Raw genomic sequence first — 13,703 nt, 5'->3', positions numbered from 1 at the left:
TTCAATCCCGGATGATGCGAATGCCGCTACCGGAGGGGGGCACCGTTCCGGAGTTGGGCAGAATGCGAATGCCACTGCCAGAGGGTTGAGCCACCGTATTGTCAGTATTCACAAAAAAGGTGTTGGATTGGCGATCGCGACGATAGACCACCACATCGTTGCGGTTGAACCGGGAACGGCAGATGATCGGGGCATCGGCAGCCGCTGTGGCAGCACTACAGCGGTAACCTGGGGCAGAGACCACATTGCCTGCCTCATCAATGCGAAAGCGTGCCCCCGCAGGAAACCCGGGATTGCCGGGATTGAGGATAACAGACCCGCCGGTGCTCGGTTCCACCTGAATGCCGCGCCCATCGATGATGATCCGCTGCGCCTCCGCAGTCGGGGTGGCCACCAAGCCCAAGAGCAAAGCCAGGGTGGCACAGCCGGCCTTAATAGTAGGGGAGAGGGTGTTGGTCAAGGTCTTCATCAGGGGTCTCCTTCTGCCAGGAGCAGTAACTGTTCTTTCATCATGAAGCGTCTGATGATTTGATCTTGGCCTGTACACCAGAGGTAAACCAGGGCGGAAGCCGTCACTGCTGCTGCGAAGATGGGCACTTTCTCCTTGGCCCTCTACCAGAGACCCGAGCGCCCCAGCGCCAATCCGACCACCAGCATTCCCAACACCAAAAAGGGCTGCGCACTGGCCTGATATTTCACGTCGTTCTTGAGGGGATCCCTTAGGAAATACATATCTTGAAAGGTGATTTGCGGGATGATCAACAGCACCAAAATCGCCGCGTACAGTTGCATGCCCGCCCCCACCAAAAAAGAAGCCATGCTGAACTGGAATAAGTCAATCATTAGCACCGAGATCCAAGCGGCCCCCATCGCCCCAAACATAACGGGCAGTGAGGCCAAACCAAATTGCTTGTCGCCCTCGATACTTTTGAAATCATTGACCACGGCAATGCCCAGACCGGCCAAGCTGTAGATCAGGGTGAGGGCACAGACTGTCCAGTTCAACTCCCCAAACAGGGCATGTCCCGTCCACCAGGGCAGGGCGATGTAGCTGGCCCCGAGGGCATAGTTGCCCAGCCAGCCATTTCGTTTCAGCTTCAGGGGCGGGGCCGAGTAGATGTAGGCCACCAGGGATCCCCCTAGGGCAATGCAGGTGATCACCGGGAAGTCATGGCCTGTGTACCAATCCAATCCATAGGCTAGCCCCACCCCTAAAATCAGTAATACCCAGATCTGCGCGATCACCCGCCCCAAGGAGATTGCCCCAGATGGGATGGGTCGGTAGGGTTCGTTGATGGCATCGATCTCGCGGTCGTAGTATTCGTTCACCGTCTGGGTGTAGCCCGTCATCAGCGGGCCAGCCAGGATCATACCCACTAAGATCAAACCGACATTTTCCCAAGTCCAGGTGAAGTGGCCGGAGGATGCTGCGCCTGGGATTAACCCCCACACCAACGGGATCCAAGTCACCGGCTTCATCAATTGCAGGTGCAGTTGCCAAATGGAGCGTGATTCTACTTCCGCCCCTTTCATACCCAACAGTTGTCGGGCCCGTTTGGATCCCTTGCTGGCCTGAGACTCTGGGGTAGTTTCTTCTAGAGGAGGAGCTGAAGCTGAACCTTCTAAACTGGGATCTTCAGCAGAACCTGTGGCAAAGGCTATTTCGGCCGCCATTTCCGGCAAGGATGGATCTTGAGGGGTACTTTCGCTCATGGTGGGGTGCGCAATAAAAATTCAACAACTGGGATAACCTCCCCTATTCTGGGCTATCTTTCCCGATTCCTCAAACGGAAGCAGAGTGTCGGAGAGTTGGGAGATACAGCCTTTCTTGACTTCACGCAGGTTCTTGAGCTAGGCAAAAAAACTTATAGAGCAAGGGATTGACCTGAATCTGCTGTATCAGGTGACGCTGGCAAAAGCTGTAAGCAGAAATTCTAGAGGGGTTCCCAGATCCGCATCACCCCAAGACCGAATCGGCGCGAGAATGGTTTCTAGAAGACTTTGATCTGAATCCCTTGGGCCAAACCCCTGTCAGGGCTACCTGAAGGGTTCTGATAGGGCCGAATTTTCGTTTTTCCTTCTGGATGGGATCCCATGACCGACCGCACCCTCATCTCGACTGGCACCCCCTGGGAGAAGTTTGTCGGTTATTCGCGGGCAATCCGGGTGGGAGCTGTGGTGGAAGTGGCGGGCACCGTGGCCGCAGATGAGCACGGACAAGTGGTGGGATCCGGGGATCCCTATGGGCAAACCCGCTTTATTTTGAGCAAGATTGAGCGAGCCCTCAAGCAGGTGGGGGCCGAGCTGGCGGATGTGGTGCGTACCCGCATTTACGTAACGAACATGGCCTATTTTGAGGGGGTGGGACGCGCCCATGGAGAGGTGTTCGGGGAAATTCGCCCTGCCTCGACGATGGTGCAGGTGAGCGCCTTGGCTAGCCCGGAGTTTTGGGTGGAAATTGAAGTTAGCGCCATCGTGTCGGAGTAGTGTTCAATACCCCTTAAAGTGCTTCAGGGCAAAGCCACAGATTTGCAACAGCCGCAAACCATCCCGCACGTGTTGGATATTGGAGCGGCCATAGGTTCTCGGGAAATAGCGCACCGGAATATCCAGAATCTTCAGACTGCGCTGGGCGGATCCCAGTAGCAGATCAAAATCCCCAAACGGATCAAAGTCACCCCATTCTTGGCGCAGCTTGGCAATCTCTAGATAATCCTTCCGCCGCAGGGCCTTGGTTCCGCAGAGGGAGTCTTTGATGCGGATGCCAAGAATGTAGGAGAGCAGGGCGGCGAAAAAGCGATTGGCCCACTGGTTCAGCCGAGGCATTGACTCCGGCTTGAGGGGGTAGATCAGCCGACAGCCATTGGCAAAATCACAACGACCGGAGGCCACCGCCCAGAAAAACTTGGTCATATCCTCCGCCTGCACAGTCAAATCGGCATCGAGAATGATCAACACATCACCTGTGGCGGCGGCAAACCCCTTGCGCACCGCATCCCCTTTTCCTTTGCCCTCCTGCTGCAAGCCCCGGATATCGCGGATCCCTTGATATTCAGCCTGAACCCGTTGGATCTCCGCCCACGTCTCGTCGCTGGAATGACCCTCCACAAAGATGATCTCGGTGTGGGATCCCATTGGGGGTAACCGCTCCACACAAGGGCGAATATTGCCGGCTTCGTTCCGAGCCGGGATCACCACCGTACAGGAGGGTTGCTGGTTAGCAGGGGGATCCCAGTCGGCAGCAGGTTGCAATCGAGCAATCGTATATTCCGTCAAACAGAGGGCATTGATCCCTGGCAGTGGAGCGATCCCTTGGTTAACCACCGCCGAAAGGACTGGGATCCGACGGGGCAACAACAGCCGCTTACCCTGCTGAATGACCTCATAACCCGCCAGGTGCAGGAGATTGGCCACATCCGCCGCCGAGAGCCAGTTGGTCGTGGGCAAAGGCATGCGTTGTTTGAGGGTGGTGGCTAGGGCCAGGATCGGTTCCCAAAGAGGATTGTGGTGGGAGAGGATCAAACGGGTACGGGGGCTACAAAAGCGGCGCAGCTGCTGTAAAACCTGCTGAATGTCCGTCAAGCTGCCCAGAGTATTAGTAAGCAAAATAACATCAAAGGGATCCGCCAAAACGGGATCATGCTCCAGATGGTCTAGGCTATGGGCATCTTGTACCCGAAAATGCAGGTGGGGAAACTCCACCTGAGCTTGAGCGACGATCTCGGCATCCCGGTCGATCCCCACTCCCACGCTGGGCTGAAGGGCATTGAGTAGGGATCCCGTGCCAGAACCAATCTCCAGAATGCGCAGGCCGGGAGGAACGAAGAATCGATGCAGCCGCTCTAGATCCTCGTGGTAGTAGCGGTTTTTGTGCCGCCAATAATGTAGGGGGTGGCTAAACTCTGGCAAGGGATCCCTGTTCTGTTGCACTAGCTCAGCTTTTGATCATAAGGGTTCATGGGTAAATGGTTGACAGATCGTTCGCAGATGTTTTGCAGAGGGAAGAACAGGACGCTCAAGAAACTGTATAAAGTATGCGGAGCAAGATATTCAAGATATTCAGAAAAGATTAGAAAAAATTAGAAGATTTTGATGCAGGATGCTTGCGATCTTTCCAGGGCTTCACAGAAGAGCTGAACTCACAACCCTTGCAAAAGCTGCAAAAACGCTAGCCTAGAGGGTGGGTGAGTCTATTCTCAACTCTCAAGTAAGGTCAAATAAGGGACAAACAAAGGGATCCACATCATGCGCATTGCCATTACGGGCGGAAGTGGTTTTGTCGGGCGCCGCTTGGTCGCTCGCCTACTAGAGCGAGGGGATCAGGTTTTGGTCTTAACCCGCAATCTTGTGCCAGCCCGCCGGACATTAGGGGATCCCGCCAACCTCAAGCTGCTCCAATACGATCCCTATCAACCCGAAACTTGGGCTACCGCTCTCGAAGGCTATGAGGGCATCGTCAATTTGGCGGGCGAACCCCTAGCCGCCTCCCGTTGGACAGAAGCCAAGAAAAAAGAAATCCGCCGCAGCCGTGTGGAAACGACCCAGGCGTTGGTACAGGCCATTGCCTCCCTTACCCAAAAGCCGCAGGTGATGGTGAGCAGTTCAGCCGTGGGCTACTACGGATCCCATCCCGAAGCGGATCCCTTGCCGGAAACCGCCCCTCCTGCCCAGGATTTTCTAGCCACAGTCTGTCAAGCCTGGGAGGCTGCCGCCCGGCCCGTTCAGGATCTCGGGATCCGTCTGGCCATTGTACGCACGGGTATTGTGTTGGGGCCGGATGGGGGAGCGCTAGGGCAGATGTTAGCCCCTTTTCAGCTCTTCATCGGCGGAACGATTGGCTCTGGCAAGCAATGGCTCTCCTGGATCCACCGCGAGGACTTTGTGAGCCTGGTTTGTTTCCTGCTCAAGCAGGGATCCGGCATCTTCAATGGCACAGCCCCCAATCCGGTGCGAATGGAAGAGTTTTGCCAAACCTTGGGCCAGGTCTTAGCTCGTCCCTCCTGGTTGCCCGTCCCCGAACTCGCCCTAGAACTACTCTTGGGAGAAGCCGCTCAGGTGGTACTCACCGGGCAAAGAGTCCTTCCTCAAGCAGCCCTAGAGGCGGGCTTTACCTTTCAATACCCGCACCTAAAAGAGGCCCTACGGCAAATTCTGATCCCGTAAATCCGCCATCGCTAGGCTAGAAGAACCCCAAATGGATCTCCCAAATGGATCTCAAGGAGCACCCACCATGAGCACCCCTGTTGTTAATTCGCCGAATCCCTTGCTGGAGGAAGCCTATCTGCCAGAGCTACCCCCCACCCAAGATGAGCTACCCTACGACGACGGAGTGCCCATGGAAACCTGGCGGCACAAATGTCAAATGGATCTGCTAATCACCATCACCGAAGCTTGGCTGCAAAAACGATCAGATGGCTTTGTCAGTGGCAACATGTTCCTTTACTACAGCCTGGAACAATCCCGTGTTCGAGATTTTAAAGGCCCCGACTATTTTGTGGTGCTGGGGGTACCCAAAGGGGAACGCAAAAGTTGGGTGATCTGGGAACAAGGCAAAGGGCCGGATGTGGTGATTGAGCTGCTTTCTCAGAGCACCGCCCAATCCGATAAGACCCATAAAAAGAAGCTCTACGAACAAACCATTCGGGTGCCGGAGTACTTTTGGTTTGATCCTTTTGCGCCAGAAGATTGGGCAGGGTTTCGCCTGCTGGGGAGTCGGTATGAGCCAATTGAGCCGGATGGGCAGGGGAGGTTGAAGAGTGAGACACTGGGGCTGTATTTGGTGAAGTGGCAAGGGAGCTTTCGAGGCATCGAGACCACCTGGATCCGGTGGGCCACTGAATCGGGAGAGTTGCTACCCACAGAAGCAGAAGAGGAGCGGCAATCGGCGGAACAGGAACGGCAACGGGCGGAACAAGAACGACAACGGGCGGAACAAGAACGGCAACGGGCGGAAACCGCCGAGCAACGCGCCGAACGCCTGGCTCAAAAGCTTCGGGAACTGGGGGTGGATCTGGGTACCCTAAGCTAGGGAAAAGACTAGGGATCCCTTCCTATGCAGTGCAAAGAGTTTATTCAGGATCTCACCCAGGCGCTGGCGCAACCTCAAGACCTTGCGGATCTCCTCGATCGGGCCCTAGCCCACCTACACCCTGACGAGATCTTTTGCCAGATTGGATGGGTGGATCCCTCAAAGCTGCTGGCGGTCATGCCGGATCATCCCGACAAGCTAGCGGTGATTTTGCAGGATCCCCTTCAGAATCCATCCCACAACCCGGCAAGTATTGCAGATATCCAAACCCAAATCGCCAAACGGGGCCTAGAAGATCGGGTTCTTCTGTTGGAAGGTTCCATCCCCATGCTTTTGGCAGAGCTAAACCAACTGTTTCCGGATACCCAAATCGGCATTTGTTACAGCGCTATCCTTACCGATTACCGCACCCATTTGCTGCAATCTTTGCTCCTGCGGCAGTTTTTTTCTGAGATGGCCCTTTACATCGTCAACCACTGCCAATGGGGATCCCTTGTCCAAGCCAACCTGGATTTAATGGGGGTGGATCCCTGTTTTCATTTACAGAACGTTTTGCCCCATTTGGGTCAGGGCATTCACCTACTCACTTGGAACTCTCGACACAAGGGTTTAACCGAGCAAGATCTTACCCAGATCCAAGCCGTAGCCCCCGGATCCCTGTTGGCTGCTAGCCCCGGATCCCTCACGTTTGCTCAGCCGCATCCTCCTGAACCGGCTCGGTTTTACCCTTGTAAATACATTAGGCTGGATGACTTTCTGCCCACCGAGGTGAACCAAGCGATTTTGGAAAATGCCCTTACCTGTCAAGAGCAGTTTATCTCCTCCAAAAGCTACACAAAAAACAACACCGAAGCTGAATCGCTCAAGTTCCGCCGTTCCCTGCGACTCGATTTTGCCCATTTTCAGGAGTATGGATCCCTGGTGAGAGAGAAAATTGCCGCTGTTGCCCCGCAAATCTTTGCCGAGCTAGGCATCGAAACGTTTGATATCCAGATCTTCGAGATCGAGATGATTGCCAGCTATGATGGCTGCTACTTTACCGCCCACACCGATAACGCCTACCCACAAACCGCTTTTCGTCAGGTCAGTTGTGTCTACTATTTCCACAAGGATCCCAAGCCTTATAGAGGCGGGGAGTTACGCATTTACGATACCCAAAGAATAAAGCCCAATCCCCCCCTAATCCAGGGTGCTTTTGAGGAAGTTGAGCCCATCAACAATAGCATGGTCTTTTTCCCCAGCAGTTGCCTACATGAAATCTTGCCAGTCTTTAGTCCCACACAATCTTTTGCGGATAGCCGCTTTACCATCAATACCTGGCTCGGCATAAAGTGACAAACAAAAAAGCTCCCCATAGGGAGCATAAAAATAAACTTGATGCTGCTTTAGGGATTAGTCGAACACGTTGCAGCTCTTGCCCACGAAGGTCGCCTCAGTAACCACAACAGACTCACGGGAGCCCAATCCAATGGTGCACTGAATAGGGTTACCAGAAGAGTTAATAAACTGGGTTTTGGCTGCGTTAGCAGTAGTATCCCAGCGCATACCTTGGGGAGCCACACTATTGATATCACTGGCTACAGGATCATCATAATTAGGGGCGCTCCAAGGATCATTCATGAACTTATCCCCATTAGCACCGCAGGAGTCTACGTCAGTGGAAGAGGGACAACCGTACTCGATTCTAGTGTAATTATCTGGATACTGAGTGGTATCCAATCGATAGGCTTCAGAGCCCCGTCCTACGGCAGTCAGAGCGGCTTGGGCCTCAGCAGTACGAGAACGGCGCACTTGGTTCAAGAACTGAGGAATCGCCACCGCAGACAGCACGCCCACGATCACGATCACCACCAGCAACTCAATCAGGGTGAAACCTTTGGCTCCGGAGAGGATCTGCCGAGCCAACTTGGCCCGCAGCAGAGATTGACGAGTCTTCGCGCTCATTGTGTAAATCCTTCAGTAACTTGTGAATGAACTTTGCAGCTTACCTGCCAGACCTAACTTACCCACACCAGGGGGGCTTCATATCAGCGATAGCCTACGCATAGTTGCGGATCTTCGAGGAAGTCGCCAGTGGCTTGGCTGATTCAGGTCAAACGTGTCAGATTAAGCTCACGGTTTCCTCTCCCCCCTTCTCCTGCATGGACACAACAGCTTATATCCCTCCCCTTGCTTTGATCACCGAAGGCAAAAACCTCCTCAACCAGCGGCCCGATGCTTTCGGAAGTTGGATAATTGCTGCCTACCAGAAGCACGAGCCAGAGACTTGGGGGAAATTTCTTCATAGCCTTTATGATCTCCCTCCAGCAGAAGAGCTTCCATCTTTCTATCAGCCCTGTGATCCAGATCGTCAATCCGATCAAATCGCATTAACTTTATCGGCACTACAACAAATCCTGATCTCCAATCAGTTGCGCCCCGCTTATCTACTCTACACGCCTCTGATTGAAGCAGGGATCCTCCCCAGAGAAAAGGTTCTAGAGCTTCTGCTCTCTCTTGTCAATCGTCTAGAAAATAGTCCAACTCGTCATCCTGAGCAACGCTTTCAAGTTTGTTTGCAACTGCGGGAAATGGCTTTTGAACTGGATCCAATTCAACGAGACAACATACAAGTCTTAATAATCCTCGCCTTGCGAACAGAAGACGAAATGGCTGTCATGCTTTACGGTCAGGCCCTGCTCGACAGTTTGGCCAATTTAAGTAAATTAGATCCCATCGATTTTTATCAAGAACCCCTGCTTATTCAACTGCTGACTCAACTTTTAGATGCAGGGTACCAAGATCTATTTTTTGAAATTGGCACTGCTCTACAACCGCTTTTACTAGAAGCTCAAAAATCTGGCTTCGCGGCACTGCTGGCCCAGCTAGCTGCTGTTATGGATCCGCCACGACTTGGAAGCTATGAAGGATTATGGGCTATAGAAGATCTTGTTAGTGATTTCTTTAATAAGTCCGCTCGAGCCCTTTTCCAAAAATCTACGAGTGATGCCTACTCCATTCTCGGCGAAGCCTTGTTGACTGCTGTTGACCAAGCTAAAGAGAATTTTACACTTCATCTATCACTTTTGTCAGAATCCCTAGAAAAACTTATTCATGCTGCCCAACCAGAACGAATTGACTTCGTGATTCGAAAGATTATTGATATACTTTCTTCGCTGCCCTTGAGATCTCTTGAAGTCAGCGACGAGAATATGGTTGATAGCCTGACAATCGCCAAAGCCATTTTGTTCAGAGTTTGCTTTTGCTGGAGCTATCTCAGTGATGATCGTTCTTTGATTCGTTCCTATCAACAGCTGGGAGGAAAAATCTTTAATGATTGCATGAGCTTAATGGCATCTCAAAGAAGTTTTCTCTGGTCGGAGTATTGGCAAAAAAACAAGCAAGAATACCAGATGAGTGCATCAGCCAAGAAAAAATTGAGAGTAGGGTTCTTGGGTAACTGCTTTCAAAGACATTCTGTTGGTTTTTTGAGCGAAGCTACTTTGAAGAATATATCTCGTGAACATTTGGATATTTCCTATTACTACTATCAAGGTTGGAAGACAGAGGAAATAGCCTCACGCGATGTCATTTATCAAAGATTCTGCGTCCAAGATAATCTTTATTTTCGATTTTTTCCTGAAAATACATCGGCTCCACAAGTAGCTGCTCAGGCTCGTGAGGATCACATTGATATCATGATCTTCATGGATTCTCTTACCAGTCATGATGCCAATATTGTAGCGGCTCTTCGAGCTGCCCCCATTCAAATTGGCTGGCTAGGGGGTGATGCTGTCGGCTTGCCAGAGTTCGATTATTTCTTCGCAGATCCGTATATTTTGCCGGAAGATGCTCAGGCTGACTATCATGAAGAAATTATCCGATTGCCCAGTTATTGTGCGATAGAACAGTTGGATGTTATTGCTGCTGATGAGGTTGAGTTTAAATCAAAACTTAGAATAGAGCCCTATCATATTGTGTTTCTGACTGCTGCCAATGCCTACAAGCGCACTCCAGAATGTTTGGATGCTCATCTGAAAATACTCCAGCAGGTTTCCAATGGTATTTTGATTGTCAAAGGAGCAGGTGAAATCACCACAGTGATTAGTCGTTATCAAGCCAGAGCCAAAGACTTTAATGTTTCGGATCGGGTGCGTTTTCTAGAAAACACAAAAAGCGTGGAAGAACACCGGGGTCAATTGGGGTTGGTTGACCTTGTGCTAGATACGTTCCCCTACACAGGAGCTACTCACACCATCGAAGCTCTCTACATGGGTGTGCCTGTGCTTACGTTAGTGGGTCGCCACTACTATGGCCGCATGAGTTATAGCTTGCTCAAAAACGTGGGCCTTGACGACTGCATCACCTGGTCTATCGAAGAATTTATCCAACGCGGTATCCAATTGGGTAACAATCCGGAGCGCTTGGCGAAAGCCAAACAAACCATTCGAGATTCCTATGACAAGTCGGTGATCTGGGATCCGAAGCGACTAGCAAAGGCAATGGAGAAGACATGTTTTGATTTGGCATACAAGCGTGAATTGATTGAGCAAGTACCTAATCTAGATTCAATAAAGGAGGATCTAGATCCTGCGAAGATCGTATCTGAAACCATACGTCTACACATTGGTGGAAAAGAACCGCACCCAGACTGGAAGATATTTAATATCCAATCGGGCGAAAATGTAGATTATGTTGGCAATGCCATTGATCTCAGTCAATTTCCAGATAATACCCTCGAGGCCATCTATACTTCCCACACCCTAGAGCACTTTGATTACACGCAAGAGTTACCTAAAGTCCTCAAAGAATGGCACCGCACCCTTAAGTTTGGTGGACAACTAATGATTAGTGTTCCAGACTTACCTACCCTCTGCCGCCTTTACTTAAAAGAGGGAATCACGCCTGCTCAACGCTTTGTCATTATGCGAATGATGTTTGGCGGGCAAGTAGATGAGTATGATTTTCATAAAGTGGGTTTATCTTGGGAGCATTTATTTATGCTTCTCAGTCAGGTAGGATTTAGAATCATCCGCAAGGTCGATCGATTCAATTTATTCGATGATTGTAGTGAGATCGTTGTCTTTGGAGAGTTGATTAGCCTCAATGTGATTGCAATCAAGTAAATAGATCAGCATTCACTCTCGTTCACTCTGTTTGTGGAGCCTATAAATATTGTCTCTAGATCCAATTCTCAAACAACATTTCCAGCTGCTCCACCTGCTCATCCAGTCTGTTAGCTCTGGCCTCTAGTTCTGCAACCCGCTGTTCCTGTAACTTTGACTTTTCACGGAACAGACAGGCCAAATCCCCAAGTTGCGCTTGAAACCGGGGCTGTGCATCCACTAGCTGGGAAAATTGATCATTCAACTGAAATTTCGGAATTGCGCCAACGTCAGGTGGAAACTGATGCTCGCTTTAATGTGTTGCTCGATGAATTCGCTGCTTGATTCGTTGGCAATTCCCTGAGGATGGCTAGTCCCAAACCCCGTAGTCATAGCAGCCTTTACACAGGGTATTTCCCCAGGGATCCCGCACTTGTGGCAAACTGAGGAGAAGTCGGGTTTCTTTCCTCTATGCCGCCGCAACCGCAGCCCCCCCGCAAACTAGAAGATCAATTTGTGGAGAATGTCTCCCGCTATCCCATCTACTTTGTCACGGTCTTGCTGGGAGGGATCTGGGCTGGTCTACAGCCGTTTGTGAATCTGTATCGCAAAAGTCCGATGGCAGGGACAATGGTGACCCTAGGAAGCCTTTTGCTGCTGTTGTTTGTCTATTTCACCTTGCGGGGCATGACGGGCGATACTTTTTTGCCGGGATGGATATTGCGTTGGGGTAACCCCTCAGGGGGTCTCTCATGAGCGAAGCGGTGCAATGGACTCCGGAAGCGGAAGCTCGCCTTAAAGAGATCCCTTTTTTTGTGCGCCCCGCCGCCCGTAAAAAAATTGAAAAATTTGCCCAAGAATCCGGGATCCAACAAATCACCGTGGAGGTGTACGAACAGGCCAAGCAGAAATTTGGGTCTTGAGAGGCGCTGCTTTGAGAGAGCCGTAGCAGGGTGATTGGATTTGTCGCTAGCTTGGTAGAGGTATTCTCCCTTATTCCCTTCTTTTTGCAACTCATGGCAGATTGGATCCTCTTGGCACTGGTGGGTTCTGCAACTTACCTGCTGCTCCAAAAAAGTGTGGCCCGCCTCTCGAAGGTGCCGTGGCGGATCCTGTGGCTGGTGATGATGATGCCGCCCTTGGTGTGGGTGCTGGGGCGTCAGGTCTTCCAGTACGAAATGCCGCCTCTGGTGATGTTGGTACTGTTTCTCACCTCCTACTTCACCAGCATGACCCTGGTGCGCCGTGGACGTATTCGCCCCCCGGTAGCAGGCCCTAAGTCAGAGTCAGAAATCTCTTTAGGCTCTTTAGGAGAGGCTTCAAAAGAAGACAGGGATCCCGAGTTAACCTCTGAAAGCAACCCCGAACCGGAAGACGCAGATGCAGATGCTCCAACGGATCCCATCGTTGCGGCCCTTGCCCATACCCCCATTTCAGATGTGCCCCGGGAAAAGCTGAGCAATTGCTTCCCCTGGAATGTCTTTTATCTGCAAAACGTGGAGTACCGTCCGCAGGCAATCATCTGTCGGGGCAACTTGCGGGCGGATCCCAGCGAAGCCTACGAGCGGGTGCAGCAGAATGTGGAAACCACCTTTGGCAATCGCTTTCTGCTGGTGCTACAGGAGGGGTTTGCTGGTAAACCCTTTTTTGCCTTGGTGCCCAACCCGGCGGCGCGGCGCTCTTTGACGGGCAATGGCGATCTGCCGATCTTGGCGGTGGGGCTACTGCTGTTTACCTTCTGGACAACCCTGAGTGCCGGGGCCCAAGCTGCCGGGGTTAGTTCCGACCAGTTGTTGCACCTGCCTTCACTGATGAAGGGGTTACCCTACGCTCTGGCGATCATCGCCATTTTGGGATCCCATGAGTGGATCCGCTACTGGGTGGCCCGCCGCCACAACATCAAAACCTCCCTGCCCTATTTCATCCCGGTGCCGTTTGTGTTGGGAACCTTCGGGGCCTTTATCCAGTTGAAAGAGCCGGTGCCCAATCGCAAGGTGTTGTTCGATATCGGCATTTCTGGGCCTTTGGCAGGCAGTGTTGTCGCCTTGACGATGTTGCTGCTGGGGTTGTTTTTTTCTGAACCTCAGACTGCCCCTGCCGTGCCAGAAGGGCAACCCACCCCGATTAGTTTTCATCAAATTGATCCCCGTCTGTCGGTGTTGCTCGGGATCCTCTCCCGCATCGTGCTCTGGGATCAGTTGGGGCCGGGGCAGGTGATCGATTTGCATCCGCTGGCCTTTGCCGGCTGGCTAGGGTTGGTGGTGATTGCTTTTAACTTGATGCCGGTGGGCCAACTGGATGGGGGCCATATTGTGCATGCGGTGTATGGGCAGCAGATGGGGGCCAATGTCGGTCGAGTGGCCCGCTGGCTGGTGCTGTTGCTGGCCTTGACGGTGCAGCCCTGGCTGTTGTTGTGGGCACTGTTGTTGTTTGTGATTTCCAGCGCCGATGAGCCTGCCCTCAACGATGTGACGGAATTAGATGAGGTGCGCGATCTGTTGGGGTTGGGAGCGCTGACGTTGCTGGTGCTGATCCTGTTGCCGGTGCCGCCTTTTTTACAGACTTGGCTTGGCTTGGCCTAAATCCGGGGT

General features: G+C 52.1%; 12 protein-coding genes. 8 read left to right on the top strand and 4 right to left on the bottom strand.

Going from position 1 to position 13,703, the window contains the following annotated elements; translation table 11 throughout:
- Nucleotide 1 precedes the first annotated feature (1 nt).
- Nucleotides 2-469 carry a hypothetical protein gene (locus tag L1047_RS11145; RefSeq protein WP_235279054.1) on the bottom strand — a complete coding sequence of 156 codons (468 nt, stop codon included), beginning with the start codon at nucleotides 467-469 and terminating at the stop codon, nucleotides 2-4.
- 143 nt (nucleotides 470-612) lie between these two features.
- Nucleotides 613-1,713 (bottom strand): chlorophyll synthase ChlG, encoded by a 1,101-nt coding sequence (chlG, locus tag L1047_RS11140; protein ID WP_268836557.1) that lies wholly within the window; start codon nucleotides 1,711-1,713, stop codon nucleotides 613-615.
- 381 nt (nucleotides 1,714-2,094) lie between these two features.
- Between chlG and L1047_RS11135 the strand changes: the two genes are divergently transcribed.
- Nucleotides 2,095-2,487 carry a RidA family protein gene (locus L1047_RS11135; RefSeq protein WP_235279053.1) on the top strand — a complete coding sequence of 131 codons (393 nt, stop codon included), beginning with the start codon at nucleotides 2,095-2,097 and terminating at the stop codon, nucleotides 2,485-2,487.
- Between the two features lie 3 nt (nucleotides 2,488-2,490).
- Here the strand turns inward: L1047_RS11135 and L1047_RS11130 are convergent, their stop codons facing one another.
- The gene (locus tag L1047_RS11130; RefSeq protein ID WP_235279052.1) at nucleotides 2,491-3,909 is read right to left on the bottom strand and encodes a glycosyltransferase; all 1,419 of its coding nucleotides are present in this window, start codon (nucleotides 3,907-3,909) and stop codon (nucleotides 2,491-2,493) included.
- A 336-nt stretch (nucleotides 3,910-4,245) separates the two neighbouring features.
- Here L1047_RS11130 and thyD point away from each other — a divergent pair, with 336 nt between their 5' ends.
- From thyD to L1047_RS11115, 3 genes are all read left to right on the top strand, one after another.
- Nucleotides 4,246-5,163, top strand: coding sequence for a thylakoid membrane protein ThyD (thyD, locus tag L1047_RS11125; protein WP_235279051.1), 918 nt, complete (start codon nucleotides 4,246-4,248; stop codon nucleotides 5,161-5,163).
- Between the two features lie 67 nt (nucleotides 5,164-5,230).
- On the top strand, nucleotides 5,231-6,028 hold the full coding sequence (locus tag L1047_RS11120; RefSeq protein WP_235279050.1) for a Uma2 family endonuclease: 798 nt from the start codon (nucleotides 5,231-5,233) through the stop codon (nucleotides 6,026-6,028).
- Between the two features lie 24 nt (nucleotides 6,029-6,052).
- Nucleotides 6,053-7,363, top strand: a complete 1,311-nt coding sequence (locus L1047_RS11115) for a 2OG-Fe(II) oxygenase (RefSeq protein ID WP_235279049.1) — start codon at nucleotides 6,053-6,055, stop codon at nucleotides 7,361-7,363.
- Between the two features lie 57 nt (nucleotides 7,364-7,420).
- On the opposite strand, the gene L1047_RS11110 is transcribed toward L1047_RS11115, so the two are convergent.
- Nucleotides 7,421-7,972 carry a type IV pilin protein gene (locus L1047_RS11110; protein WP_235279048.1) on the bottom strand — a complete coding sequence of 184 codons (552 nt, stop codon included), beginning with the start codon at nucleotides 7,970-7,972 and terminating at the stop codon, nucleotides 7,421-7,423.
- 134 nt (nucleotides 7,973-8,106) lie between these two features.
- Here L1047_RS11110 and L1047_RS11105 point away from each other — a divergent pair, with 134 nt between their 5' ends.
- The 4 genes from L1047_RS11105 (at nucleotide 8,107) to L1047_RS11090 (ending at nucleotide 13,694) form a co-directional block, all read left to right on the top strand.
- Nucleotides 8,107-11,133: an O-linked N-acetylglucosamine transferase family protein gene (locus L1047_RS11105; RefSeq protein WP_235279047.1), complete on the top strand. Its 3,027-nt coding sequence runs from the start codon at nucleotides 8,107-8,109 to the stop codon at nucleotides 11,131-11,133.
- Nucleotides 11,134-11,583: 450 nt separating this feature from the next.
- Complete coding sequence (locus L1047_RS11100; protein ID WP_235279046.1) at nucleotides 11,584-11,868, top strand: DUF751 family protein; 285 nt, start codon at nucleotides 11,584-11,586, stop codon at nucleotides 11,866-11,868.
- A complete protein-coding gene (locus L1047_RS11095) occupies nucleotides 11,865-12,035 on the top strand; it encodes a PCP reductase family protein (RefSeq protein ID WP_235279045.1) in 171 nt (56 codons plus the stop codon). Before L1047_RS11100 ends, L1047_RS11095 begins: the two co-directional genes overlap by 4 nt.
- Before the next feature lie 30 nt (nucleotides 12,036-12,065).
- Nucleotides 12,066-13,694: a site-2 protease family protein gene (locus L1047_RS11090; RefSeq protein ID WP_235279044.1), complete on the top strand. Its 1,629-nt coding sequence runs from the start codon at nucleotides 12,066-12,068 to the stop codon at nucleotides 13,692-13,694.
- The last annotated feature ends 9 nt before the right edge of the window (nucleotides 13,695-13,703 follow it).

Source organism: Synechococcus sp. Nb3U1 (assembly GCF_021533835.1).
In the GTDB taxonomy this organism is placed as follows: Bacteria; Cyanobacteriota; Cyanobacteriia; order Thermostichales; family Thermostichaceae; genus Thermostichus.
The sequence above is the reverse complement of the archived record's forward strand: the minus strand, read 5'-3'. Positions and strand labels throughout refer to the sequence as shown.